We start from the raw sequence: 24,226 nt of genomic DNA, 5'->3' as shown, positions 1-24,226 counted from the left end.
CGTTTACGTGGCCGGTCGAAGGGCCCGGGCATGTATCCCAACGAAGCCTTTGTGCAAGCGTCCCTTGCACAAATACCCTGGTATCATCACTTGACCTTGTTGGAGAAAGTGAAAGACGAGTCGACGCGCCTACTCTATATCGAGGCGACGGCTCGCCACGGCTGGTCGCGGGACGTGCTGGTACATCAGATTGAGAGCGGCTACCATCGGCGCCAGGGACAGGCCGTGACCAACTTTACGCGTACCCTGCCAGCGGCCGATTCCGAGCTGGCCCAGCAGACGCTCAAGGATCCGTATCTATTCGACTTTCTGACCCTCACCACCGGCTTCAAGGAGCGGGACTTGCAGCGCGGTCTACTGGAGCATATTACCACCTTCCTGTTGGAACTAGGCAGCGGTTTCGCCTACGTGGGGCAGCAGGTGCCGTTAGTCGTCGGGGCCAGGACTACTACCTGGATCTGCTCTTCTATCACCTCCAGCTGCGCGCCTACGTCGTCGTCGAGTTAAAGATCACGGAGTTCAAGCCCGAGTAGGCGGGCAAACTAAATTTCTATCTCGTGGCCGTGGATGAGCAGCGGCAACATCCCCAGGATGGGCCTACGATTGGGTTGCTCTTATGTAAGGGGCCGCGGCTTTTTCCTTGATCACCTCCTGGCAGCCGTAAGTGCGGAGGGCATCAAGCTGTAGATGTACTTGTTGCTGCTGGGTGGATACCCGCGCATAGCCCCAAATCATGGTCACGTCTCAATAAGTCAGCAAACCCTAAGTTACTGACGCATTGATTTATGAGACAACAATTCGAGACTTTTTCTCGGCTCTAGGAGCCATTTTTACGAAGCCGAGTTAAGCGGTAATTCGGTCGCAGAATATGGTATAAGTTAACTGCCGTCTGATTCAGTTCGGCCACCTATTGCCGTACCAAGACAACTGCGGACCTAGGTGCGCCCCAAGGCATCAGGTGGGTGCCATGCGGGGCATACGTCTATGCCCTGAGCCGGATCGGGCGACACCACGGCGAGGGCCTAAGGGCTGCTCCAGCGTTTTGGGGGGCGGGGAGAAATGCAACCCTTGGTTAGGCATACTTAAGTCGGCCATTAGGGCAAAAGAAAACAATCTGTCGGCCGCGTGGTCTTAGGCATTGCACCTGCGTAAAATAGCTGCCCACTACCTACTCACTCATCTCACGCACCATGAATATTGGAATCATTGGGCCGGCCACATCGGCACTGCCCTGGCCGGACGGCTCACCCGCCTCGGCCACTCCGTGCTTATTGCCAACTCCCGGGGCCCGGAAACACTGACGGACGTGGCCCAAAAAACCGGCGCCACCCCCGCCACGGCCCGCGAAGCGGCTCGCCACGGCGAGCTGATCGTCGTGACCATCCCGCTCCGCAACATTCCCGATCTGCCGAAGGATCTGTTCGCGGGCGTCCCGGCCGGCGTGCCGGTGATTGACACGAGCAACTACTACCCGCTGCTGCGCGATGGGCAAATTCCGGAGCTGGAAAGCGGCGCGCTAACCGAGAGCGAATGGGTGCAGCAGCATCTGGGGCGGCCAGTGGTGAAAGTGTTCAACAACATCTACGCCGCTCACCTCGAACAGAAGGGGCAGCCGGCCGGCACGCCCGGTCGCATTGCCCTGCCGGTGGCCGGCGACGAGGCCGCCGCCAAGCACCAAGTGATGGCCCTGGTCGAGCAGTTAGGCTTCGCCGCCGTGGACGCCGGCAGCCTGCACGCGTCGTGGCGGCAGCAGCCGGGCACCCCGGCGTACGGAGCTGATATGCCCGCCGCCGCGCTGCAACCGCACCTGGCTAGCCTGGGCACGGAGCGCACGGCCGCGCAACACGCGCAGTTCCTAGCCAACCATGCGGAGCAGGAAAAGCAAATGGCGGCGCAAGGCATCAAGCTCACGTAGCCAGTACTGAAACTGGAGTGGTGGACCTATCCCCTACCCTTCGCAACCCAACAAAAGAGCCGTGGCAGTTGCCACGGCTCTTTTGTTGGGGTTGCGAAGGGTAGCCATGGAAATCAGTGCTAAAGGAACGTAGCAAGTCGTTCTTCCCAGCTCGTGGGGCCGCGCGGCGGGCGCAATTGCCGGGGGCAATATCCTCGGCCAAGATCGATTACCATTAGGCCCAGAAGCCGAAAAGTGCCGAGCGTTAATTTCCGTCTTTTTGAAAGAACAATAAGCCGCCTGCCTGCGCAAATTTTCCTTGCCAGGCCTTTTTTGCTCTTACGCTTTTGCTCCTCCCTTTCAATTATATTTAACTTCACAAACATTGCTTTTATGAAACGGCTATCTGCCCTTCTGGCTCTACTTGTCATTTCGTTGTCCGGTATGGCACAACAGACCCAAAAGCCCCCTTGCACGGTAAGCACTGGATGGCGATAACGGGCAAGCCCCTGGCGGCAACGGCCGGGGCCATGACGTTTCAACAAGGCGGGAACGCGGTCGATGCGGCCTGCGCCATGCTGGCCGCGACCTGCACCATGTGGGATGTATTGAGTTGGGGCGGGGAAACCCAGGCCCTGATCTATAACCCGAAAACCAAAAAGGTCATCGCCCTCAATGCCATGGGCGTGGCGCCGACGGGGGCCACCCCCGATTTCTTTAAACGCAAAGGGTACAACTTCCCGCCGGAAAACGGCCCGCTGGCCGCCACTACGCCCGGCACCCCGGGCGGCCTGATGCACATGCTGGCCCACTACGGCACCCTGAGCCTGGCGCAGGTGCTGGCCCCGGCCCTGGAAATGGCGGCCGGTTACCCCATCGAAGCCCAGACAGCCAACAGCATCGAGAAAAACAAAGCGCTGCTCAAACAGTGGCCGTACAGCAAGAAGCTGTTTCTGACCCACCCCGGCCAGCCGCGGGAAGCGCCCGAGGCCGGTGAAATATTCGTCCAACAAGACCTGTTGCAAACCCTGACGAAGCTGGTAGAAGCCGAAAAAGCGGCCCTCCAGCAAGGCAAAAGCCGGAAAGAGGCCATTATGGCCGCCTACAACCGCTTTTATACCGGCGACATTGCCCAGGAGTTTGTCCGCGGGTCAAAAGAACAGGGCGGTCTGATTACGATGCAGGACCTGGCCCGCTGGAAACCCCTGGAAGAGGAGCCGCTGATGGTCACCTACAAAGGCATTGACGTGTACAAGCTGCCGCAGTGGACCCAGGGACCCGCTATGCTGCAGGCCCTCAACCTGCTGGAAAACTTCGACCTGCAGGCCATGGGCTACAACAGCTCCAAGTATATTCACACGGTGTACCAGGCCATGAGCCTCGCCTTTGCCGACCGCGACTTTTACTACGGCGACCCCCTGGCTGCCCCCAAGAACCTATTAAAGGCCTGCTCAGCAAGACCTACGCCAAGCAGCGGGCCCGCCTGATCCAATACCAGCAAAACGACCCCCGCATTGGCCCCGGCGACCCCTACCCCTTTGAGGGCCGGAAAAACCCCTACCTCAAGCTGCTCAAAGCCCGGGGCTACGAGCTGGACACCACCAAACGCAATTTCGCCCCCAAGCATGATGTAGGCAACACCTCTGCTCCCGCCGAGTACCAGGAGCGCCTGTGGCTGGGCACCACCACCATGGAAGCCGCCGACAAAGAAGGCTGGGTGGTGTCGATTACGCCCAGCGGTGGGTGGCTGCCGGCCTGCGTGGCCGGCAACACCGGGGTGGGCATGAGCCAGCGCATGCAAAGCTTCGTGCTGGACCCCACCCTGAACCCATTTAACGTGGTGGCCCCCGGCAAACGGCCCCGCGTCACCTTAACCCCCTCCATGGCGCTCAAAGACGGTAAGCCCTTCCTTTCGTTTGCCGTGCAGGGCGGCGACACCCAGGACCAGAACCTGCTGCAGTTTTTCCTCAACGTGGTGGAGTTCGGCATGAGCGTCCAGCAAGCCGCCGAGGCCGCCAACTTCAACACCAACCAGTTATGGCTTTCGCTGGGCGGCTCCAAAACCGAGGACCGCCAACCCAAGCCCGGCCAGATTCTGCTCAACAACAGCACCCCGGAGCCGGTGCGGGCAGACCTGAAAAAGTTAGGCTACATCCTCAGCTTTGACGAGCGCACCAGCGGCCCCATCAATGCCATTTACGTGGACTGGAAACACGGCAGCCTCTGGGGCGGCTCCAGCAACCACGGCGAAGATTACGGCATCGGCTGGTAGCAGAAAGCTGGGGTTCTAACCCAACGAGGGACAACCGCTGAGTCGGAAGCTATGGCACGTGAAAGCGGCCTTTTTATAGGGGCAGGGGGTAAAATTACCCTACTCCGTTTTCAGGGCTGTCCCCGGCTGCCTAGCCCTTGGAGGTAGCTCCTGCTCTGCTGGCCGGCGCGGTAGTGAACCCACCCCTTTGGTAGGTCAGCCGCTGGCCAGCGGAGAAGCCGCATCGCGGCTGGGGAGCGAGGGGGTTGGCGGGGAGAGTACCCTGGGTTAACGTTTTCGATTCCTCCTCGACTTCCCCTGGTTCGACCTCCCCTGGTTCGGCCATTCTAGCGGGCAAATGCTCTCTTTTTAGGCGTAATAGGACCCCACTTGAGGGGCCATTATACCTAGTCGGGATAGAGCAGACGCAGGGTCTGCGCATCGGGCTGTCCCCGAAAGAACTTGTCTAGGATCTGCTGGAAGATCGGCTGCTGCGGACACACGGCGTCAAACAGGGTCATGCAGGAGCGTAATTTGACATCGTCCGGGCTGCCCAGCACCTGGGTGGCATCGTTACTGGGCAAGGCCAGCAAGACGGCGCAGCAGTGGAGCAGCCGGCTGCCGAGCTCGGGATGCTGCGCATAGGCGCGCGCTTCCTCTCCGTTGCGCAGGGCATAGTACTGGGCCGTGGCACTGCGCCCCAGGCCCTGGAGCTGGGGAAAGATAAACCACATCCAGTGGCTGTGCTTGCGACCCCGCTGCAGTTCGGCCAGGGCCCCGGGATAAGTGCTGGCTTGCGCGTCCAGGAAGCGTTGTAAGGAGGTTGGTTGACTCATCAGGCAGGGGGCCGCAGTTCTCTCGGCTACGAGGGAAAGGTAACGGAAGTAACTTTAAGGGAGAACCCTGCTCGCCGGTGGCCGGCGGTTTTGCGCGGCAGCTAACGAGCGCCGGTGGCAAGTACTCTATCCTTCGCCTCGGGGCTAGCTATCACTCCGGGTTGATCTGGCGAATAGTGTGGTTGCCCGCATCGGCCACGACGAGCGTGCCCTGGGCATCGAGGGCAATACCCTGCAGGCTCCGAAATTGGGCGATGCTCAGGTTTCCGTCCTGCAGCCCGGGCCCCAGCTGACCTGCCAGGGCAGTGACGAGGCCGGCGGGCGTGATTTTGCGTAGGCAGTTACGGCCGTGACGTACCATTACCTAGGGCATTCACGGCCACCCCGCTTGCTTTTTTCCGCTCCCATCGACGAGATGAACCAAGCCTTAACGCAATACTTGCAGCAGGACAGCGTACTGCGCCCCAGGAACGCCATTGGCTTTATTCAGCGCAATTGGGCAGCCATTCTAAAACTAGAAGAGGCAGATAACCCCGCCGCTGGACCACTTTTGATTTGAAAACGCCTTTCTTAGCGCAGTCCACTTGCCCACCCTACCGAACCAGCATGCGTTACCTCTTACTTCTGATCCTTTGCTCTTTTGGGTTTCCTGCCCGGGTCGCGGCCCAGGTCAAGGCCCTTCAGTTCGGCAAAGTCATCACCGGCCTGGGCCAGGTGATACCCCACGCCGTCGTGCTGGTCAACGCCGACCGGATTGTGCAGGTAGGTCCCGCCGCCGCCGTAGCTATTCCGGCGGGGGCCGAAATCCTGGACTTACGGGCCTACACCGCCATTCCGGGCTTAATTGACGCGCATACTCACCTCTCCTTCTACTGGGACAAGGCCGCCGGCAGCAACCCCTGGGGACAGCTGGGCAGCTTAGGTCCCGCCGTAACTGTCTTTCTGGCCCAGGAAAATGCCCGCAAAGCCCTGGAAACGGGCGTCACGACCGTGCGCGACCTGGGCTCGTTTGACAACATTGACCTGGCCCTCCGGGACCTGATCAACCGCGGGGCTATGCTGGGACCCCGCATGCTGGTAGCCGGTAATGGCCTGCATGTCACCAGCAGCCCCTATAAAGTGGGCGCTATTCCTGGGCCCGGCCAGTGTGACGGGGTGGCGGAGGTCCAGCGCGTGGCCCGCCAGCAGCTGGCGGCCGGCGTGGACTGGATCAAGATGTACGGCTCAACGGGCAGCGACAAGGACGTGACCGGTTTTCAAACCTTCAGCTACGAGGAGATGAAGGCGGCCGTAGACGTGGCTCATCAGGCGGGCAAGCGCATCGCCATTCACTCCTATGGCCCCGCTGGGGCCCGCGATGCGGTGAGAGCGGGCACGAACACGGTGGAACACGCCATTGATATGGACGAGGCCACGCTGAAGGCCATGGCCAAGCAGGGCATCATCTACGTGCCCACGGTAGACCATAACCGCTACTACATTGCCCACAAGGACGAATATGGCTATGACGCGAAGACGGTGGAGGGGCTGAATCAGTACCTAGCCAGGAACTTCGAAACCCTGAAGCGCGCGATAAAGGCCAAAGTCAAAATCGCCATGGGCTCGGACGCGGTCTTCACCGGCTTCGGGGAGAATACGCGCGAGCTGGAATGGTTTGTCAAAGCCGGCATGACCCCGGCGCAGGCCCTGCAAACAGCCACTACCACGGGCGCGGAAATGCTGGGCCTGGAAAAGGAGCTAGGGGCCATCGCTCCCGGCTACTTAGCCGACATTGTGGCCGTCAAAGGGGACCCGCTGCAGGACATCCAGGTGGTGATCCAGCAGGTGAAGTGGGTGATGAAAGCGGGCCAGGTGGGGGTCGATAAGACCCAGGCCCCCGCTACCCCCAGCCGCTAGATAGCCCGCCTAACAACGTAGCGGGTAGCTACGCGGGTCAGCCGGCGGGCTACCGCTTCACGCGAGTCCTGTCCAGGGGGCCACCGGCTGTAGGGCTACCTACCCCTGATGGGCCGCAAACAAGGCTCCATCGTATCTTTGGCCTATGGAATCCCCGAAACTGTCCAATGAGGACGTGCACCTGCTGGCCTACGAAGCGCAATACCAGGACGACTTCAAGCGCCTGAATATGGCGTGGATTGAGCGCTACTTCCGCCTGGAAGAAGCGGACCTGCGCGTACTTGACCATCCCGAGGAGTACGTCCTCCAGCCGGGAGGGCATATTTTCTTAGCGAGCTATGGCGGGGCGATTGTGGGCACCTGTGCCCTGCTGAAACGGGACGAGACCAGCTATGAGCTGGGCAAAATGGCGGTTACGCCCCCACTGCAGGGTCGCGGCATTGGGCGGATGCTAGCGGAGGCCGCCCTTACCCAGGCCCGGGCTTTAGGGGCTAAACGGCTCTACCTGGAAAGCAATACCCAGCTGGCGCCGGCCCTGCACCTGTACCACCAGTTAGGCTTTCGCCCGATGACGTCGGGTCCCCCTTCGCCCTATGCGCGCAGTGACATTCAACTGGAGCTGCGGCTTGCGTAACGACCGCCGGGATGGAATGGGAGGAGTTGCGCCAAAGCGTGTACCGCCTGGATAGGTCGTTACGCGACCTCTACGTGTTGCCGGCTAGTCGGTTTGACTGGCACACCCGACTAGCGTTCGTGAACACCCAGTACTCGGTGAGATGGACCCTGCAAGCCGCCGGGTTCCCTTTCCTGCCATTGGTCAGACACTGTCTGACTTATCTAGCCCCCTACTTACTTGGCCGGCGGAACCCGCCCCGCTCCTACTCCACTTCCACCACCATCTCCACTTCCAGGGCCATGCCCAGGGGCAGGGCGTTGGTACCGAGGGCCGTGCGGGCGTGCCGGCCCCGCTCTCCGAACACCTGCAGCAGCAGGTCAGAGTACCCGTTGATGACCTGGGGCTGCTCAGTGAAAGTGTCGGCGGAGTTCACGTAGCCGTTGACTTTGACGATGCGCCGCACCCGGCTTAGCTCGCCGAGTTCCTGTTTCAGCACGGCCAGCTGCAGCAGGGCTGTGCGGCGGGCCGCTTCGTAGCCCTGCGCTGTGGTCAGGTCCGCGCCCAGGCGACCGGTGACGTAGGCGCCGCCGCTTAAGCGGGGCCCCTTGCCCGAGAGAAAGAGCAGGTTGCCCACCCGCACCACGTCCACGTAGCTGCCGATGGCGGGGGCCACGGCCGGCAGCGTCAGCCCTAGCTGGGCGAGCTTGCCTTCGGGGCTCTGAGCGAAGGCGGGGCTGGCGAGACCGAGCAGCAGGACAAGCAAAAGGTTTTTCATGGGTAGGAGCGGAAGCGTAAACCAGCTAGAGGGGTCTCGATAGGTGCAAGGGAGCCAGGCTGATGGTAGCGGCCTTTGACAGCAACCGGGCCGGCCAAAAGGAACTAGCGGCGGCTAGCGCCTCCCTTGCCTTCCTCCCCTCTCACTTGAGTCGACTGGTAAACCAGTCCACAATCTCCACCGTGGAGGTAATGCGGTTACTGGTCTTTTGCCAGCCGTGCCCTTCATCGGGAAACAGGGTATACTGCACCGGCACGTTGTTTTTCTTGAGCGCGGCCACTACCTGTTCGGCTTCGACTACCGGCACGTTGGTATCGTTGGCGCCGTGCTCCACGAGCAACGGAGTTTTGATGAGGTCGGCTTTGTGAATGGGGGAGAGCTCCCGCAGCAGGGCCGCCTGCGTGACGGGGTCCCCGTACTCCACCGTGGAGATAGCCGCCATCCAGGGTTCGGTATGCTGAAAGAAGGTTTCGAAGTTGACCACCCCGAACAGGTTGGCCCCGGCGGCAAACATGTCCGGATACTGCGTGACGCCGGCCATGACCATGTAGCCCCCGTAGGAGCCCCCATGATGCCTAAGGCCCCGGCCTTGGCCAGGCCGGCCTGCACTAAATAGTCCGACACGGCTTTGATGTCTTTCACGCCATTCACGCGCAGCGGCCCGTTGTCCAGGTTCAAAAACGCTTTGCCAAAGCCCGAGGAGCCCCGCACATTGGGCAGAAAAAAAGCCACGCCCTGTTGCACCAGGGCCTGGGCCGTCGGGTTCAGGCTGGGCACCGACTGGCCTTCGGGCCCGCCGTGGTAGCTGATGACCGTGGGAAAAGGCCCCTTCCCGGTCTGGGGTTTATAAAGCCAGCCGCTCAGGGGCACCCCGTCAAAGGAAGGGAAGGAGACCAGCTCCGGGGCCACGAGCGTGGCTAAGTTCACGCCGGGATGGGGGCTGTCCGTGAGCTTGCGGAAATGGTTGCTGCCCAGGGTATACACCCAGATATTCGTCGGCTCTTTCGAGCCCGAGCCGGTAAAGATGATCGTTTGATCATTGGGGGAAAAGGCGACCCCTGCCACTAACTCGACCGGCAAGACCAACTGTTGGGTTTCCTTGTTGGTTTTCAAATCAAACAAGGTCAGCTTATTGCGCCCCTTTTCATTCCAGACCAGCACGGCCTGGGTGCCGGCATGATTCAGCGTGAAATCAGCTAACTCGGCGTCTTTCCGCTCGGCCAGTAGTTGAATACTATGCGGGGTGCTTTGGCCAAAAGCGAGCAAGTCGCGGTCCTTATTAAAGCCCAGGTACACCTGCCCGGAGGGAGCGATTTCGCCGAAGAAGGTGCCGGGGCCCTCGTGCCGGGTGAGGAGCTTTTCTTCCTTGGTTGCCAGATTATACAGGTACAAGTCATTGCTGCCCCGGCTGGCCAGGCGGGTGACCAATACCTGCTTATTGTCGGGGGAAAAGGCCACGATCCCCCCGTCCCCTTATTCTGGACGGCTAAGGTAGCAGTGCCTTTCGTCGCGTCATAGATAAAGAAGTCTACCCCGGTGGGGTTCTGTTCGTTGGAACCAAAGCTGAGCAGCGTGCCATCCGGGCTCCAGGTGCCCAGGAAGTTGTTGGTCTTGCCGCCTGTAGTTACTTGCTTGACGCCCCGGCCATCGCCCTGCATCACGTAGAGCTGGGCATTCAAGCCGCCCCCGGGGCGACCTGAAAGGCAATCAGGTTCTGCTTAGGCGAAGGCACCATGGCCGTGACCGGATCGGCAAGCTTGGTCAGTTGCACGGGCTGGCCACCCGCGGCGGGCATTTTCCACACCTGGGGGAGCCGCTCAGATTGGCGATAAATACCACTTCCTTCCCACTGGCCAGATAACTGCCCGCTCTACTATACCCTATGCTGGCCATGGCCACCACGTCCGCGCGGAGTTTCGCTTGGTCGGGCTGCGCAGCACTCGGCACGGCTAACCAGAGCAGCAGACAGAGAAGAGGCAGGGGTTGCCAAGGGCGGGTTGTCATGGTGGAGTGGGGGAAGGAAGGGTCTCTGCTAGTCGGGTTCTTTGTTACTGTAAGCTAGGCTTTTATCGGACAAGTAAAGCGAAAAGGCGAGGGTAATGCAGGGGATGTCCTGGGGCGGCGTTTTACCCCTTCGGATGTCCCGTCTATGCCGTACCAAGAGCCGTGTTGGCGTCCATAAAAACGGTCGAATAATAGGGCGCTCTAGATTTTTGTGTCGTCCTGAAAAAGGTTGACGGTTTGTATCGTCCGGAAAGCACTTTTCCACGCAACAAGTCGATACGGTGCGTTACATCCGTTAATAATTGGCCTGAGAACTATTCTTGGTCCAAATTGCTGATTACACTACCATTTGAGCAAATCATATAATAACGAAAAAGTCCTGCGCTTCCTTAAGCTGACTGGTGAATGTATACTACTTGCACTACGTGCCTATAAGTCAGCGCCCTCACGGCTGGACATGCAGCTAACTTATTACCCCATGAAAACGAGTAAAGTAGGCGTCGTACAAGCGACTCCCGCGCTTTTTGACGCCGAAAAAAGTGTGGATCTGGTGATCAGCTGGATTCAACGCGGCACCGAGGCGGGCTGTCAGCTGCTGCTCTTCCCCGAGTCGTTTATCCCCTGCTATCCGCGGGGCCTGACCTTTGAGGCTATTGTGGGCCGGCGCACCGAGAAGGGCCGGGCGATGTGGCTGGACTACTGGGAAAATAGCCTGGCGGTAGAGTCGCCGGGTATTAAGCGCATCCAAGAGGCCATTCGCCAAGCCGGCTTGTTCGTGGCCCTGGGCATTACCGAAAAAGAACCGATCGGGGCACGCTCTACTGTACCCTGCTGTACTTTGGCAAGGATGGTTTCTTATTGGGTAAACACCGCAAGCTCAAGCCCACGGGTTTGGAACGCTACATCTGGGGGGAGAGTGATGGCAGTTCCCTGGTGAGCTTTGCCACGGACCTGGGCCGGGTAGGTGGGCTCATTTGCTGGGAAAACTACATGCCCCTGGCCCGCACCGCGCTCTATCAGAAAGGCATCGAGATCTATCTGGCGCCTACTGCTGACGCCCGCGACTCCTGGCAGGCCACGATGCAACACATCGCTTTAGAAGGGCGCTGCTACGTGTTGGCCAGCAACCAGTTTGTGCGCAAAAGCGATTATCCCGACCGCTACCAGGCCGACCTACTCCACGAGCCGGAGATCATGAGCCGGGGCGGCAGCGTGATCATCTCCCCGCTGGGAGAGATCCTGGCTGGCCCCTTGTGGGACCAAGAAGGCTTATTAACGGCCGAAGTAGACGCGTCGGTGCTGGCCAAAAGCAAGTTAGACTTTGACTGCGTCGGTCACTACGCCCGCCCGGATGTGTTTCAGTTGACCGTGGTAAATCAGCCGGCCACGCTATCGGTTACTCCAGAGCAGGCAAATCTTACTTCGTAAAATGGCATAATAACAGCGATGGCTGGGTTATGAGCCTTGCTTCTACTTACGCTTAACGCGCGGCATCTCGGGAAAGAGGGGCGGCGATTTCCGACGCTTCGTGGCTTGCTCATAGGCAAAAGTGTACTGAATCAGCGTAGCCTCATCAAAGGAACGGCCCAGAAACTGCAGGCCCGCGGGCAGATTATCATAGGTATAGCCCATCGGCACCGTGAAGGCTGGCTGGCCCGTATGGGGCGCGATCAGCTGGCTGTTATCGCCCTGGTAGCCCTTCGGGTCCCCGACTTTCGCGGGTGGGTTATTCCAGGTCGGGTATACCAGCGCCCCCACCTTATAGCGGTCCATCACTTCGGTCACCGCTCGGCGGAAGGCCACGCGTTTGGGATCAGTGTAGGCATCCGTGCAGGCCGTCGCCGTAGGTACTTCCGCCTGCTGCTGGTGATAGGAAAGGTTCTCGGCGATGTAGGGGGCAAACTTGCCCGAGGCAATGATCTCCTGCAGATTCTTGACGGGGGCCGTGGGGCCTAAGGAGCCCAGATAAGCATTGATATCGTGCTGGAACACCGCGCACCACTGATCTTTGCTTACCTGCTCAAAGTCGGGTATCTGCACCGGATCAATGATCTCGGCGCCCGCTTGGCGCAGATCGGCCAGGGCCTGCTCAAACAAAGCTTTGACCTGCGGATCAGGCTGGCGTTCGCTCAGCGTGCGCAGCACGCCGATGCGGGCGCCTTTCAGGCCATCCTTCCGTAAGAACTGCTGGTAGCCCGCTGGTAAAGTTTTGCCCTGGCTGTATTTGGTCAGCGGGTCGGCCGGGTCGTAGCCGGCGATGACCTCCAGCAGGCGAGTGGCATCGGCCACCGTACGGGTCATCGGCCCGCCCGTGTCGTTGCGCAAATACAGGGGGGCAATGCCGGCGCGGCTCACCAAACCCAGCGTAGGACGGAAGCCGACCAAGGCTGTGTGCGAAGAGGGGCCGCGGATGGAGTTACCCGTGTCGGTGCCCAGCCCTACCGTGCCCAGATTAGCCGCTACGGCGGCGGCCGTGCCCCCGCTCGAGCCCGCCGGCACGTGCAGCAGGTTATAAGGATTGAGCGTTTCGCCCGCAATCGAGCTAATGGAGACCATGGGGCTAAAGGCCCACTCGGCCATGTTGGACTTGGCCAGCACCAAGGCCCCCGCCGCCTTGAGGCGTTTAACGACGGTGGCATCCTCCGATGGCACAAAGCCCTTCAGGGCCAGCGAGCCGGCCGTGGTTTGCAGGCCCGCCGTGTTATAGTTGTCCTTGACGATAAGCGGGATGCAGTGCAGAGGCCGTAGCTTCTTGGTTTTCCGGTATTCTGTATCGAGTTGCCGGGCTACTTCCAGGGCCTGCGGGTTGGTCAGCACCAAGGCGTTGAGCTTGGTGGGCTGGTCATAGGCCTGGATGCGCCGCAGATAAGCGGTGACTAACTGTTCGCAGCTGCAGTCGCCCTGACGAAATGCCTGGTGAATGGCGGCGATCGTCGTCTCGAGCAGGGGGAACGCCGGCTGGGAGGGACGCGGGCGCTGGGAGGGGAGTGGATAGCCCGCTCGCCCGAGGGCACTGGCCAGGAGCAGGAACAAACCAATACAGAGGAGGCGGCGCATGCGACGAGGAAAAAGTAGTAGGTGAGAAGCTGTCTCGTTGCCCCAATATAGGTAGCCTACCCTTCTTCATCCGCTGTTCACCGGGCGGGGCTATGCGCGCGCAGCGCCGCAATGAAATCATCGACCGCTTCGGGCGGCGTGGCCCAGGAGGTAATCAGGCGAATGGCGGCCTGCTCTGCATCGATGGGTTTCCACACGTAAAAGCCAAAGTCGGGCGCGAGCTGCTCAATCACGCGATAGGGCAGAACAGGAAAAATCTGGTTGGTATGGGAAACGGTCAAAAACGAATAGCCTAGGTCCTGCACGGCCTGTGCCAGTCGCTGCGCCAAGGCATTCGCGTGCCGGGCCAGGGTCAGCAGCAGGTCGTCCTGCAGCAAGGTCAGAAACTGGATACCCAGCACCCGGCCCTTGGAAAGCAAGGCCCCCGCTGCTTGAGGTGGTACTTGAAGTCGGGCTGCAGGGCCGGGTTGGTGATCACCAGCGCCTCGCCCAGCAGGGCGCCACATTTGGTGCCGCCCAGGTAAAAGGCATCGGTCAGGCGGCCAATGTCAGCCAGCGTCAGGTCATTGGTGGCGGCCGTCAGCGCCATCGGTAAGCGGGCGCCATCCAGGTACAACAGCAGGCCATTAGCCTGGCAGTAGGCCGACAAGTCCGTAAGTTCCTGCCGCGAGTAGATCGTGCCGATTTCCGTGGGATTGGAAACGTACACCAAGCGCGGCCGGACCGTGTGGAAGGGCGGGCTTTTGGCCAGCAAGGGGGCCAGGTCTGCGGGCCGCAGTTTGCCATCGGCCGTCGCGGCGACTTCGATTTTGTGGCCGGTGGCTTCGATCGCGCCCGCTTCGTGGACGCAGATGTGCCCCGTCTGCGCGGCCAGGACGGACTCGAAGGGCTTGAGAAAAGCGGCCATCGCCAGCAGGTTGGCACTGGTGCCGCCGGCCACCAAGTGGATGTCGGCCGTGGGGTCCGCCAGTTGGGCCTGCAGCAGGGCAATGGCCTGCGCCGTAAACGTATCGGCGCCGTAGCCCGGCTGCTGGCTCCGGTTGCTCTGGGTGAGGGCCGCTAAAATGGCGGGATGGCAGCCTTCGCTGTAATCGTTGGTGAACAGGTACATGCTGGATAGCGCCGCGGCGGAGAAGAGTGAGCAAAGAGTGAGCAAAGGTAACCGAACAGCCTATGGTATACTGTCCGCGGAGAAGGTACGCGAACGACGCCCTTATCAGACCGTATGTCTTTTATAGGGCGAGCGCTAACCAGCCGCGTAGCGTCACTAACGTGTCTATGAAAACGGGCCATGATGTAAACGGACGGGACGATGGGGCTGTTCTGCCTCGCTTAGGGCGCCTTCCCTGACCAGTCCCACCAAGGTGGTACCGACCATGTGCCCTATCTTTACCGTCCCTCCCTTCTCCTTTCGACGCTATGCGCACCTATAACTGGGCCATCCTAGGTTTGGGCAACATCGCCCATAAATTTGCTGAGAGCTTAGCGCTCGTCCCGCAGGCTAGGTTGCACGCGGTGGCCTCGCGCAGTTTGTCCAAAGCCCAGGGCTTCGCCGGCCGCCATGGCGCGGCCCATGCCGTAGGCAGCTACGAGGAGCTGCTGAAAGTGCCCGGCATCGACGTCGTCTATATTGCCACGCCCCACTCGGAGCACCACGCCCACTCGCTCTTGTGCTTGCGGGCGGGCCTGCCCGTGCTCTGCGAGAAAGCCTTTGCTGTGAACGCGCAGCAGGCCGCCGAGATGATCACCGTCGCCCAAGAGCAGCAAGTGTTTCTGATGGAGGCGTTCTGGACCCGCTTCTTTCCCGCCGTCACCAAAGCCGTTGAGCTGGTGCAGGCGGGTGTGATCGGGGAGGTGAAGCACTTGGTGGCCGACTTTGGCTTTGCCGCGCCCTACGAGCCCCAAGGGCGGCTGTTCAACCCCACGCTGGCGGGCGGCTCCCTATTGGACATTGGCGTCTACCCGCTCTTCATCAGTAAGCTCTTCCTGGGCGAGCCCCAGACGGTGCGGGCCGTGGCCACGCTGGCCCCGACCGGGGTGGATGTGAACTGCGCCCTGGTGCTCGCCTACGCGAGTGGGGCCACGGCTAGTTTATTTTCCACCCTGGCCGCGCCCACCGACAACCAGTGTATCCTCTACGGTACGAAAGGCCAGTTGCAGCTGCTGGGGCGGTTTCACGCGCCGGATGGCGTGCGCCTACAGCTCACGGGACAGCCGCAGGCGCAGGAGATTCCCTGCGAGAAGCAGGGGCTGGGCTACCACTACGAAGCCGCGCACGTGCAGCAGTGCCTGGCGCAGGGCTTGCTGGAAAGCCCGCTCTTGCCGCTCTCCTTCAGCCTGGAGCTGATGCAGCTACTGGACACGGTGCGCGCGCAGATCGGGCTGCGCTATCCGGGCGAAGGATGAGGCGGGAAGGGCTCCGGAGGGAGATACGCCGTCAGGGATCCCTGGCTTGGGGCTGCGCTGATTAGTGGATTACCCCCCTTTCGTAGCACCAGGAACCCGCCCCTGTGCCGGCTCGCGCCCCCTACCGCGTGTTCTGGCCCTAGCGAATACTCCACAGTTCGTCCCAACAGGTCGTGAAGCGGGCGCTTCGCCGGTCCGCTTTCCCTAGCCAGGGTGCGTGGTGCTTCCCTAGAGGGGAAAGGGCGGTAGCGAAGCCTATGGTACCCGCCCCGTAGCGTTTATTGAGCCGGTCCAACTCGTGCATGAGCTGAGCACGGACCTCGCCTCGGTTGGGGCAAGCAAATAAGCTGAGCTGCTGCTGACCCGCCGCTTCCAGCCCGTCTAGCACCACCCCCGCCTTTTTGTAGACCGTGTTGGGTTGCCAAATCCGCTTTACGGCTACCCGGACATGTCGGAGCAGCTCCCCGGTGTCATCCGTCGCCATCGGCAGCGTAATCACCGTGGAGAAAGTGTAAGGTGGGGGCTCGGGGCCAAAGCGGTTCTTGCTGATAAACACGGTCAGGGTATTGACCGCCGAGCCTTGCCGCCGCAATTTCTCCGCCGCCCGCGACGTGAAAGCCCCCACGGCGCCCAACAGGTCCGGAAAGGCGGACAGCGGCGTGCCAAAGGAACGCGTACAGGCAATACTTTGCCGGGCCAGCGTGCCATCCTCACTCGGCTGAAGCGCATGGCACGCCGTGCCTTGCAGTTCCCGCACGAGCCGCGCTCCGACCACGCCCCCCAGGTGCTTGCGGGCCCACGACTCCGTACACTGCGCTAGGTCCGCCGCTGTGCGGATGCCCGCCGCGTAGAGCTTGGTCGCGTATTGGTGGCCGATCCCCCAGACGTCCTCCACCCCAATTTGCGCCAGGGCCCACAGCCGCTTTTCCGCCGTATTCAGGTAACAAATGCCCCCCAAGTCAGCATTCTTCTTCGCTACCCGGTTGGCCAGCTTGGCTAAGGTCTTCGTTGGGGCAATCCCGATGCAAACGGGAATGTGCGTCCGACGCCGCACCTCCATGCGAATCTTGGCCGCGTAGGCCGCCAGGCCGCCATGGTAGCGTTCCATGCCCCGCAAATCCAGGAAGGCTTCGTCGATGGAGTAGATTTCGATTTCGGGGGCGACGGAGGCCAGGTAGTACATGAAGCGCCGGCTCATGTCCCCGTAGAGGGCGTAGTTGCTGGAGAACACCCGCACCTGGTGCTGTTCGACGAGGTGGCGCACCTGAAAGAGGGGTTCCCCCATCTTCAGCCCCAGGGCTTTGGCTTCGGCCGAGCGGGACACAATCGCCCCGTCATTATTACTCAGCACAATGACTGGTACCCCTTCGAGCTTGGCCTGGAAGGCGCGCTCGCAGCTGACATAAAAGTTGTTCCCATCAACGAGGGCGTACATGCTGGCCAAGTTTGCCGGGACGAGTTTCGTTCACGATGTGCGTCACCACCCCCCACACCGTAAACATATCGGGTGAGTCAATGGGAAAGGCCGGATAGGAAGGATTATCCGGCACCAGCCACCACGACTGGTCGGGCCGCTGAATTAGGCGCTTGAGCGTATAATCACTGCCATCGATGGAGGCGATGACCACGTCATTGGGGCGGGGTGTCAGCGTGCAGTCCACGGCCAGCAAGGAGCCACTACGGATGCCATCTTCGCCCCCGGTCATGCTGTCGCCAAAGCAGCGAATGAGGTAGGTGGCATCGGGATGCGGCAGCAGTAAGCCATTCAAATCCAGCTCCTCCGGCTGGTGGTCACTGGCCGGGGACGGAAAGCCGGCCGGTACCAAGTGGTCAAAGTACGGCAGGAAGAGCGGTTCGCGGAGAACCGAGACGATAACAAGTTCAGGCATAGGGGTACAGCAGCTAGGTGGTCTGCAAGTATACGCTATACTAATATAATTAGTATAGACAATGCCAATAATTTTAGTTATCCGGCCTGCTCTCCTAGTCCCAGGGCACGCAGATCGATAGAGGCGGCGTAGTCCTCCAAGCAATCTGAAGTGGTAAAGGTGCACGTGCGCACGAGGCGATTGGCGAACTGGTCGTAGGTGAGTTCCACGAAAAAGCCCGCCTCAAAGTGGTACAGGTGGACCGCGTCCTGCTCTTCGTAGCGCCGGGCGAGAAAGTGACCGTACTGCCCAATAGCCGTCAGTTCATCAGTAAAAGCTAAGGCCTGAAAAGAAGTAGCGGCAGGCTTCATCTAGCGGAAAGGGGCCGGGTAGTCGCCGGGGGAGTCGGGCAAGGGCCGGTAGCCTGGCCCCCCGCGCAGGATGCTCGCTGCGAAGAGTTACTTCCGGGGGTCAACGCGCTTTGCTGGGGCCGCCTCCCGCCCGGCTACCTAGCGAAGCCATCCCCTGCCTAATCTATACCCCTTTCTGTTTTCGGTAGCCTGCAATTTGTGGGGTAATAGTCCGACCTTCACGGCCCGTGGACCTTTTCCTTTCCTCGTACTATCCTGTATGGCGACCATCACCAAAGTCACCGTGAGCCTGACGATGCTCAACGTGTTTTTATCGGACAACACCGTCAAGCCGTTCTTCTATACGCAGCCCCTGGCGACCTTTCTCTACACGGCTACCCCGCAGCAACGGGAAAACTGGGATATTCAGGACAAAGGCCGGGCAGTGGTCTGGCCAGACCTGGGACAATCGTTGGGGTCGAGCAGTTAGGGTAGGTCCTCTTCCGACAAGCGGACCAGTCGTGGTAGGGCGACCCGTACGGGTCGTCTGAATAGTTTCCGCGGCGCTAACGCCGCGGGCCCCACAGCCGCTAGCGCCGGGCTTGTTGTCCTGGGGAAGGGGAAGGCGCTCCCTCCTATTGCCTAATGTTAAAAGATACGGGGGCAGTAAGAATAGCTAGCAGCCTACAGCAGCTTCCGCCGCTTCTTTTCCTCCTCCGGCAGTTCGCGCTGGGACTCGGGATGCTGCGCGAAAAAGGCCAGGAGCGCCTGGTCGAGTACCGTCGCGAGGTCCTTCCGCTCCCAGAAGGAATACTGGTGCAACTGGCGCCACGTCTCCACCGGCAGCTGATTCGAGAACTTGATCTTGACCGCTTCCGCTTCGGGCGCTACGCTCGGGGCCGCAGGTGCCTTGGTCGCTTTCGGCTTCAACAAGAGATCGTCGGGATTCGCGGGTAACAGCTGATCGAGGTCGAATTTGGGTTTGGATGCCATGCTAGTCAGTGTTTATAATATTTATGATCTTGATAATATTGACAATCCCTCTTATCTTGATTATTAATACTATCAAGATAAAATAGATGATCAAGCAAGAATCTCTTGCGTCAGGGCCTCATAATCCATAAGCGCATTGGAGTTGGGGGCGGTTTCGTGCAGGGACCGCCGCTGCACCTGCGCTTCGGGGATAGCCACGTTGTCCCGAATGGTGGCTTGCATGACCAGGGCGCCAAACTGGTCCCGCATGCGCTTGACGAACTGGTGGTGGAGGCCCTTGCGGTAGGTGGCGGCATACTTGGTGAGAAAAATACCCCCTACTTCCAGCTCCGGGTTGTAGCTGTCCTGAATTTTCGCGACCAGCTCCAGCAGGCTATTCACGCCATCGAAGCTGAAGAGCTCGGGCTGGGCCGGCACGTACACTTTCGAGGAAGCGGTCAGGGCCGCCACCGTCAAGGGGGAATTGGGGCTGGGCGGACTATCGATCAGCACGTAATCGATATGCGCCGCCAGGTTTTTGAGGGCCTTCTTGAAAAGCAGCGGATACGCTAAGTCCGCCCCGAGCCCCTTCTCGGCTACCACCAGGGACTCATCCGCCGCCACGAGCCACAGGTTGGGCCCCACGGGCTGCATCACGTCGAGCAGCGTGGCTTTGTGGTCGATGACCTGCGTCAGGTTCTTAGCGGGGGCCACCAAGGGCAGGCACCGGGTGAGGTTCGCCTGGCTGTCGGCATCCACCAGGAGCACCCGATGGCCCGCCTGGGCCATGCAATGACCCACTGCCCAGGCGGACGTGCTCTTGCCCGTGCCTCCCTTCCGTAACGCGAACGTGTAGATTTCCATATGATCTTGAGTATATATCTGGTAAAGAAGGTCAACATAAGCTAGATTAACAAGCAGCGGTAGATAATCATTACTATATTCTTTATATTGATTATCTATCTTATCTGGATGATTTGTTTTATCTAGTTGATCTACTTTATCTGTATGATCTGTTTTATCTGGATAATCTTGCAAAAATATTTTGCTTTATTGCCGGCTTACTTGCCCAGTGGGCACGGGCTTACCGGCCCCTGGGCGGCGGGTGGCCTTAGCCGTCCAGGATAACGCTCCTAAAGACAAGTGGCCATAGCCGGAGGCGGCCCCGGTTTTGCCTGGGTGCAGCAACCCTGTACTAAAGTCCATCTAGCTTATCATGATAATCTTTATTATCAAGACAGACCAGCTGAAGTGACTGATCTTGACCATCAAGATTAATCGGCTACGCTTCTCCGCCCGCAGAAATGAGGGCCCGGGGGCCGCGCGGACGGGTGGAGTGCCATCGGCAAGCGGTTGCCCGTGGGGTAGGGGAGGGGCGGCCCCGCTGGTGACCGGGTTATCCCGGCGCCGTTTGTGCCGGCGCGCCCGACCTGCCCTCCTGCTCCTGGTAAAGCATGCTTAAGTGCCCCGAAAGCCCGGAGGGGGTAGGGAATCATCTATTACCAAACCCACGAAGAAAAGCCCCGCGGCCTGCCTGGCACAGGCTGCGTTGAGCTAAAGAAGCGGCAGGGAGCTTTCCCCGGGGTGCGTAACGTGGATTTGGTAATAGATGGGTAGGGTAGCCCACCCGGCGCGCCGGCCGACCCCTAGTTGATCGGCTTGGCTGGGGAGTTGCGGCCGGGGCGTCGTGGGTTTGGGAACAGGTCAGTCATTTATCATGGCCGCCCCGGCGGAGAGTACCCGTACTCGCCCCGGGGAGAAAGTCCCCAAATGGCTTTCCCAAGCCCGGGAGGCCATTAGTCAGGTGCTGCTGTAACCAGCGTCGAGAGGGTAGCTATTACCAAAACCCCGCCCCCGGGGCTGCGATTACGAAAACCACGGATCCCGATTACAAGAGCACGACACCTATTACCAAAACCCCGACAGATGGCTTTAAGGCACTGGGTGACTCATCTGCTTACGCCGGCGCGTTGTCCCAAGAAGATCGGGCGCCCCGCTTCGGTACTAAGGGCCTGTCCTCCGTCACCGAACGCCTTGAGCCGACCCCCGCCCTCAGTAGAAGACGAGCCGGTTTGGCTGTCCGTTTACCACGGCCGTCACCGGCGAGACCTACCTGAAGCTTAAGCAGACGGGATACTTGGGAGCCGGTTTTCCTGTTCAAGGAAGTGACGGCGGCGGCCCTGACCAAGGAACTTCACCACTACCCCAACGCCGAGAAGCCTTTGCCCCCGGCGGCTGGCAGCGCCCCCCAGCCGCCGGGCAGCCTCGGTATGGCCGGAGCTGCCCGGCGGCGAGCGCCGAGCTGGCTTCCCTCGGCCGTTCCCTAGGCCGGGCGGTAATCCCGGCCAGCTAGCCACTGCCCCCCGGTAGGGGAGGGGCCTTGCCGATCCTTCGGGCCCGGCTCCGCTTGGGGGTGGGGAAGACTGGGGTGCCATTTTTCACGCAGAAGAAGTTTTTGTTCGCCCGCCGCCGCCGCACGGGGGCGGGGTGCCATTTTTCACGCAATTGCCCGGGGAGATAATACCCTCCCCACCAAGCGGTTCGCTCGCTTTTCCCGTTTCCCTGCTGGGGCCCAGAACCCCCTAGAAGCTATCTTTATCCTGGCTCCAGCCTGCTTTCCCGCCTTGCCAAGCGTTTCTATTTTCTCAAAAAAAAGCCGAACCTCTTCTGTTTTCTTAAGCTATTCTTTACTATTCTATATTCAGGGCGCTTTAACTGATTGATAGTCAAATGTTTGAACCCGTTATCTACGTGAAAAACGGCACTCTGTCGCGTGAAAAATGGCACCCTATCGCGTGAAAAACGGCACCATCTACGTGAAAAACGGCACCCTATTGCGTGAAAAACGGCACCCCTGCGTGAAAAACGGCACCATCAGCGTGAAAAATGGCACCCGGAACCCTGCCCCGCCCCAATTGCGTGAAAAATGGCACCCGGTGAGCTCGCCTTCCTCATCTGCGTGAAAAATGGCACTCCTATCGGGTTGTTGCGTGAATGGATTTTGTGTTCACGCTTTTTCGCTTATCTTCACCGCCTATCCCGGCCCAACCCGCGTTGCCCATGCTGCCCCCTTCGTCGCCGCCCGCCGCCCTCTACCCCCGCGCCTACCAGGCCAACGCCCTGGTGCGGGCCCCGCTGAAGCTGACCCACGTGGAGGCGCGCATCTTCGCCCTGGCCCTAGGCTGCATTCACCAGGACCAGACCGAGCTGCCCGGCATCTCTATCCCCCTGAGCCGGGTGATGACCCAGAAGAAGGGGGGAGCGTGTACGAGACCATCCGCGACGCATGCAAAAGCCTCATGTCCAAGGTGGTCAGCATTGAGTCCCAGACCGGCAGCAAGAAGCGCTTTACGGCCTACTCCATCATCAGCTACATCGACCTGAATGAGGGCACCGGTTATTTGACGGGCAACTTTGCCCCCGAGATCAAGCCCTTCCTGCTCCAGCTGGCCGAGCAGTATACCCACGTGGAGATCGAGACCCTGCTCACGCTCAAGTCCGCCCACGCCCACCGCCTGTACTGGCTGCTCAAGTCCTGGGATGACGTGGGTTTGTGGGAGGTAGACTTTGAGACCCTGCGCAAGCAGGTGCTCGGGGATGACAACGACGTGACCTATACCCTGTTCTACGACTTTAAGCGCTACGTGCTCGAGCCCGCCCTGCGGGAGCTGCACTCCCTGGGGTGGGTGGTCAGCTACCAGCCCGTCAAGGAAGGCAAGAAAGTCAAGGGCGTGCGCTTTACCATCCCCAAGCCCCTGGCCCAGCTCGGGGAGGACGGCTTCCCCGAGCCCGCCGCCCCGCGGACCAGCAGTAAAACCCGGCCCGGGGACAAGCAGATGAGCCTGGCCCTGGCCGCCGAGCTGCCCACCCTGCAGCAGCGCATTGTCACGCGCCTGCAGAAGCTGAAAATGACGGCGGCCCAGATTCAGCACGTGCTCGACTTTATGGGGGACGACGAGGCTCGCATCGCCAAGCTCATGAAAGTCAGCCATCCTTTGCTGCGCGATTACGAGGCCGGTAACAAGGTATTTGATAACTTAGGTGGGGTGGCGACCAACCTGCTTAAAACGGAGTTCCCGGCCTGTACCCCACCCTCAAGTAAATCCACCCACCGCCCGCTGGGCTCGGGGTAGGGGAGGGGCCAGAAAGGGGGAACAGCTCCCGGAGCAGGCAGCACTGGAGGGCTACCGGAGTACATAAATAATGACTGGGCTAAGCCGGTCATTATTTATACTTTTGTACTAAAACAGTTAATTTTGAGGTGTTTTTTAAAAGTATATTTTAGCATTAAATGGATATAAGCTCTTGTGCTAAAATGTACTATTACAGTTAGGTCCACTTGCCCTTGAACAAATCATAGGGCTCCTACTTTCCAATGCTCAACCCACTTTTGTCGCCTAGGCAGGTTCTCTTTCTGCTTCCCATATAGGTTCAGGTAGAGAAAGAGAGCTACCCGCTTGGGCGTAAGCCCCGCCTGTTCACCGCCTTTCCGCTGTTCTCTCGGCCCGCTGTTCTCTCGGTGTCCGGGTACGTACGCCCTCCGGGGCTTCCCCGCGCACGGCGCGCACAAGCCGCTGGTAGGCGTGGATGAGCTCGACCGTGTCCATGCTGGTCGCCACGCTGTGGAAACCTTCTTCCAGGCGCTGCCGGGCCCGCGTCCGATCCGCATAGATGAAACAGTACTTGCCCGCCGCCTGGCAGGCAGTAAGAATGCGCCGCAGCGCACGCTGCATCACTTCGGCCTCAAACTGGGCCGGCACGCCCAGGGCGATGGACAGATCAAAGGGCCCAATGAAGAGGCCATCGACGCCTTCCACCTGCACGATCTCCTCCACCTGCTCCAGGCACTCGCGGGTTTCGCACTGGGGCAGCAGCAACGTCTCGCGGTTGCAGCGTGCTAAATACTCCCCCAAGTTTTGCAGCGCCGGCGCGTAGCTGAAGGCCGAGGCCCGGGACGGGCCAAAGCCGCGCTCGCCCAGGGGCGCGTACTTGCCATATTGGACCAGGCGCTGGACCTCCTCCACGGTTTTGATGGCCGGAATCACCAGCCCCTGGGCTCCCTGATCCAGCAGGTTCATTACCGCGGCCCGAGAAGTATCCTTCACCCGCACCAGCGGGGTCAGCGAGTGGCGTTCGGCGGCCAGGATCTGGGCGGCGGCCCCCGCCACGCTGCCCGGGCCATGTTCCAGATCCAGCACGACATAGTCCAGCCCGGCCAAAGCCAGGCATTCGATGATGGCCGGGTCCCCGAGCTGCACGAAGGTGCCCAGCGTGGGGTGCCCTGCTGTAATTTGGCGCGTA

Annotated in this window: 20 protein-coding genes and 6 pseudogenes; 13 read left to right on the top strand and 13 right to left on the bottom strand. The window is 60.4% G+C overall.

The annotated features are described in order from the left end of the window. Positions 1–33 precede the first annotated feature (33 nt). Positions 34–623: pseudogene (locus H9L05_RS21460) on the top strand (PDDEXK nuclease domain-containing protein); the annotation flags it as partial. Here H9L05_RS21460 and H9L05_RS21455 read toward each other — a convergent pair. Continuing rightward, entirely contained in the window at positions 598–735 is a 138-nt protein-coding gene (locus H9L05_RS21455; RefSeq protein WP_187734403.1) for a recombinase family protein, read from the bottom strand. The pseudogene H9L05_RS21460 and the gene H9L05_RS21455 sit on opposite strands and share 26 nt — an antisense overlap. A gap of 455 nt (positions 736–1,190) precedes the next feature. Here H9L05_RS21455 and H9L05_RS21450 point away from each other — a divergent pair. Further along, positions 1,191–1,915: pseudogene (locus tag H9L05_RS21450) on the top strand (NADPH-dependent F420 reductase). A 372-nt stretch (positions 1,916–2,287) separates the two neighbouring features. After that, positions 2,288–4,166, top strand: a pseudogene (locus H9L05_RS21445) (gamma-glutamyltransferase family protein). 386 nt (positions 4,167–4,552) lie between these two features. On the opposite strand, the gene H9L05_RS21440 reads toward H9L05_RS21445, so the two are convergent. Continuing rightward, entirely contained in the window at positions 4,553–4,981 is a 429-nt protein-coding gene (locus H9L05_RS21440; RefSeq protein ID WP_187734402.1) for a DUF1810 domain-containing protein, read from the bottom strand. A 151-nt stretch (positions 4,982–5,132) separates the two neighbouring features. After that, on the bottom strand, positions 5,133–5,342 hold the full coding sequence (locus tag H9L05_RS21435) for an NHL repeat-containing protein (protein WP_187734401.1): 210 nt from the start codon (positions 5,340–5,342) through the stop codon (positions 5,133–5,135). A gap of 27 nt (positions 5,343–5,369) precedes the next feature. Between H9L05_RS21435 and H9L05_RS21430 the strand changes: the two genes are divergently transcribed. From H9L05_RS21430 to H9L05_RS21420, 3 genes are all read left to right on the top strand, one after another. Then, positions 5,370–5,540: a hypothetical protein gene (locus H9L05_RS21430; RefSeq protein ID WP_187734400.1), complete on the top strand. Its 171-nt coding sequence runs from the start codon at positions 5,370–5,372 to the stop codon at positions 5,538–5,540. Between the two features lie 47 nt (positions 5,541–5,587). Next, on the top strand, positions 5,588–6,877 hold the full coding sequence (locus H9L05_RS21425) for a metal-dependent hydrolase family protein (protein ID WP_187734399.1): 1,290 nt from the start codon (positions 5,588–5,590) through the stop codon (positions 6,875–6,877). A gap of 145 nt (positions 6,878–7,022) precedes the next feature. Next, on the top strand, positions 7,023–7,511 hold the full coding sequence (locus H9L05_RS21420) for a GNAT family N-acetyltransferase (protein WP_187734398.1): 489 nt from the start codon (positions 7,023–7,025) through the stop codon (positions 7,509–7,511). A 244-nt stretch (positions 7,512–7,755) separates the two neighbouring features. On the opposite strand, the gene H9L05_RS21415 is transcribed toward H9L05_RS21420, so the two are convergent. Then, positions 7,756–8,268: a RidA family protein gene (locus H9L05_RS21415; protein ID WP_187734397.1), complete on the bottom strand. Its 513-nt coding sequence runs from the start codon at positions 8,266–8,268 to the stop codon at positions 7,756–7,758. Positions 8,269–8,410: 142 nt separating this feature from the next. After that, a pseudogene (locus H9L05_RS24440) lies at positions 8,411–8,979 on the bottom strand (alpha/beta hydrolase family protein). A 1,771-nt stretch (positions 8,980–10,750) separates the two neighbouring features. Here H9L05_RS24440 and H9L05_RS21400 point away from each other — a divergent pair. After that, positions 10,751–11,700 (top strand): annotated as a pseudogene (locus tag H9L05_RS21400) (carbon-nitrogen hydrolase family protein). A 42-nt stretch (positions 11,701–11,742) separates the two neighbouring features. Here the strand turns inward: H9L05_RS21400 and H9L05_RS21395 are convergent. Both H9L05_RS21395 and H9L05_RS21390 read right to left on the bottom strand, forming a co-directional pair. Beyond that, entirely contained in the window at positions 11,743–13,329 is a 1,587-nt protein-coding gene (locus H9L05_RS21395) for an amidase family protein (protein ID WP_187734395.1), read from the bottom strand. 77 nt (positions 13,330–13,406) lie between these two features. Continuing rightward, positions 13,407–14,440 (bottom strand): annotated as a pseudogene (locus H9L05_RS21390) (threonine aldolase family protein). Positions 14,441–14,748: 308 nt separating this feature from the next. On the opposite strand from H9L05_RS21390, the gene H9L05_RS21385 reads away from it, so the two are divergent. Continuing rightward, positions 14,749–15,735, top strand: coding sequence for a Gfo/Idh/MocA family protein (locus H9L05_RS21385; RefSeq protein WP_187734394.1), 987 nt, complete (start codon positions 14,749–14,751; stop codon positions 15,733–15,735). A 139-nt stretch (positions 15,736–15,874) separates the two neighbouring features. Here H9L05_RS21385 and H9L05_RS21380 read toward each other — a convergent pair whose 3' ends face one another. The 3 genes from H9L05_RS21380 to H9L05_RS21370 all read right to left on the bottom strand — a co-directional run bounded on the left by H9L05_RS21380 (position 15,875) and on the right by H9L05_RS21370 (position 17,974). Further along, positions 15,875–17,170 (bottom strand): Y-family DNA polymerase, encoded by a 1,296-nt coding sequence (locus H9L05_RS21380; RefSeq protein WP_187734393.1) that lies wholly within the window; start codon positions 17,168–17,170, stop codon positions 15,875–15,877. Next, positions 17,154–17,624, bottom strand: coding sequence for a LexA family protein (locus tag H9L05_RS21375; RefSeq protein WP_187734392.1), 471 nt, complete (start codon positions 17,622–17,624; stop codon positions 17,154–17,156). The genes H9L05_RS21380 and H9L05_RS21375 overlap by 17 nt, the downstream gene beginning before the upstream one ends. Positions 17,625–17,701: 77 nt before the next feature. Next, entirely contained in the window at positions 17,702–17,974 is a 273-nt protein-coding gene (locus H9L05_RS21370) for a hypothetical protein (RefSeq protein ID WP_187734391.1), read from the bottom strand. Between the two features lie 259 nt (positions 17,975–18,233). On the opposite strand from H9L05_RS21370, the gene H9L05_RS21365 reads away from it, so the two are divergent. Then, positions 18,234–18,443 (top strand): hypothetical protein, encoded by a 210-nt coding sequence (locus H9L05_RS21365; protein WP_187734390.1) that lies wholly within the window; start codon positions 18,234–18,236, stop codon positions 18,441–18,443. A gap of 194 nt (positions 18,444–18,637) precedes the next feature. Here the strand turns inward: H9L05_RS21365 and H9L05_RS21360 are convergent, their stop codons facing one another. After that, positions 18,638–18,946 (bottom strand): hypothetical protein, encoded by a 309-nt coding sequence (locus H9L05_RS21360; protein ID WP_187734389.1) that lies wholly within the window; start codon positions 18,944–18,946, stop codon positions 18,638–18,640. A gap of 90 nt (positions 18,947–19,036) precedes the next feature. Then, on the bottom strand, positions 19,037–19,789 hold the full coding sequence (locus tag H9L05_RS21355) for a ParA family protein (protein ID WP_187734388.1): 753 nt from the start codon (positions 19,787–19,789) through the stop codon (positions 19,037–19,039). A 1,301-nt stretch (positions 19,790–21,090) separates the two neighbouring features. On the opposite strand from H9L05_RS21355, the gene H9L05_RS21350 reads away from it, so the two are divergent. The 4 genes from H9L05_RS21350 (at position 21,091) to H9L05_RS21335 (ending at position 23,058) form a co-directional block, all read left to right on the top strand. Continuing rightward, a complete protein-coding gene (locus H9L05_RS21350) occupies positions 21,091–21,252 on the top strand; it encodes a hypothetical protein (protein ID WP_187734387.1) in 162 nt (53 codons plus the stop codon). A 453-nt stretch (positions 21,253–21,705) separates the two neighbouring features. Continuing rightward, the gene (locus tag H9L05_RS21345) at positions 21,706–21,888 is read left to right on the top strand and encodes a hypothetical protein (protein WP_187734386.1); all 183 of its coding nucleotides are present in this window, start codon (positions 21,706–21,708) and stop codon (positions 21,886–21,888) included. Positions 21,889–21,928: 40 nt separating this feature from the next. Further along, positions 21,929–22,309: a replication initiation protein gene (locus tag H9L05_RS21340; RefSeq protein WP_187734385.1), complete on the top strand. Its 381-nt coding sequence runs from the start codon at positions 21,929–21,931 to the stop codon at positions 22,307–22,309. Continuing rightward, the gene (locus H9L05_RS21335) at positions 22,225–23,058 is read left to right on the top strand and encodes a replication initiation protein (RefSeq protein WP_187734384.1); all 834 of its coding nucleotides are present in this window, start codon (positions 22,225–22,227) and stop codon (positions 23,056–23,058) included. Before H9L05_RS21340 ends, H9L05_RS21335 begins: the two co-directional genes overlap by 85 nt. Before the next feature lie 345 nt (positions 23,059–23,403). Here H9L05_RS21335 and H9L05_RS21330 read toward each other — a convergent pair whose 3' ends face one another. After that, positions 23,404–24,183: an HpcH/HpaI aldolase family protein gene (locus H9L05_RS21330; protein WP_187734383.1), complete on the bottom strand. Its 780-nt coding sequence runs from the start codon at positions 24,181–24,183 to the stop codon at positions 23,404–23,406. Positions 24,184–24,226 lie beyond the last annotated feature (43 nt).

Origin of the sequence: Hymenobacter qilianensis (assembly GCF_014489555.1) — a bacterium.
GTDB classification, from domain to species: domain Bacteria; phylum Bacteroidota; class Bacteroidia; order Cytophagales; family Hymenobacteraceae; genus Hymenobacter; species Hymenobacter qilianensis.
This window is presented reverse-complemented; position numbering and strand designations above follow the sequence as displayed.

What these genes read in the sequence shown, in the direction of transcription:
- H9L05_RS21455 (WP_187734403.1), bottom strand. Translation starts at nt 735, where the DNA reads ATGATTTGGGGCTATGCGCGGGTATCCACCCAGCAGCAACAAGTACAT.
- H9L05_RS21440 (WP_187734402.1), bottom strand. Translation starts at nt 4,981, where the DNA reads ATGAGTCAACCAACCTCCTTACAACGCTTCCTGGACGCGCAAGCCAGC.
- H9L05_RS21435 (WP_187734401.1), bottom strand. Translation starts at nt 5,342, where the DNA reads ATGGTACGTCACGGCCGTAACTGCCTACGCAAAATCACGCCCGCCGGC.
- H9L05_RS21425 (WP_187734399.1), top strand. Translation starts at nt 5,588, where the DNA reads ATGCGTTACCTCTTACTTCTGATCCTTTGCTCTTTTGGGTTTCCTGCC.
- H9L05_RS21420 (WP_187734398.1), top strand. Translation starts at nt 7,023, where the DNA reads ATGGAATCCCCGAAACTGTCCAATGAGGACGTGCACCTGCTGGCCTAC.
- H9L05_RS21415 (WP_187734397.1), bottom strand. Translation starts at nt 8,268, where the DNA reads ATGAAAAACCTTTTGCTTGTCCTGCTGCTCGGTCTCGCCAGCCCCGCC.
- H9L05_RS21395 (WP_187734395.1), bottom strand. Translation starts at nt 13,329, where the DNA reads ATGCGCCGCCTCCTCTGTATTGGTTTGTTCCTGCTCCTGGCCAGTGCC.
- H9L05_RS21385 (WP_187734394.1), top strand. Translation starts at nt 14,749, where the DNA reads ATGCGCACCTATAACTGGGCCATCCTAGGTTTGGGCAACATCGCCCAT.
- H9L05_RS21380 (WP_187734393.1), bottom strand. Translation starts at nt 17,170, where the DNA reads ATGTACGCCCTCGTTGATGGGAACAACTTTTATGTCAGCTGCGAGCGC.
- H9L05_RS21375 (WP_187734392.1), bottom strand. Translation starts at nt 17,624, where the DNA reads ATGCCTGAACTTGTTATCGTCTCGGTTCTCCGCGAACCGCTCTTCCTG.
- H9L05_RS21370 (WP_187734391.1), bottom strand. Translation starts at nt 17,974, where the DNA reads ATGAAGCCTGCCGCTACTTCTTTTCAGGCCTTAGCTTTTACTGATGAA.
- H9L05_RS21365 (WP_187734390.1), top strand. Translation starts at nt 18,234, where the DNA reads ATGGCGACCATCACCAAAGTCACCGTGAGCCTGACGATGCTCAACGTG.
- H9L05_RS21360 (WP_187734389.1), bottom strand. Translation starts at nt 18,946, where the DNA reads ATGGCATCCAAACCCAAATTCGACCTCGATCAGCTGTTACCCGCGAAT.
- H9L05_RS21355 (WP_187734388.1), bottom strand. Translation starts at nt 19,789, where the DNA reads ATGGAAATCTACACGTTCGCGTTACGGAAGGGAGGCACGGGCAAGAGC.
- H9L05_RS21345 (WP_187734386.1), top strand. Translation starts at nt 21,706, where the DNA reads ATGGCACCCTATCGCGTGAAAAACGGCACCATCTACGTGAAAAACGGC.
- H9L05_RS21335 (WP_187734384.1), top strand. Translation starts at nt 22,225, where the DNA reads ATGTCCAAGGTGGTCAGCATTGAGTCCCAGACCGGCAGCAAGAAGCGC.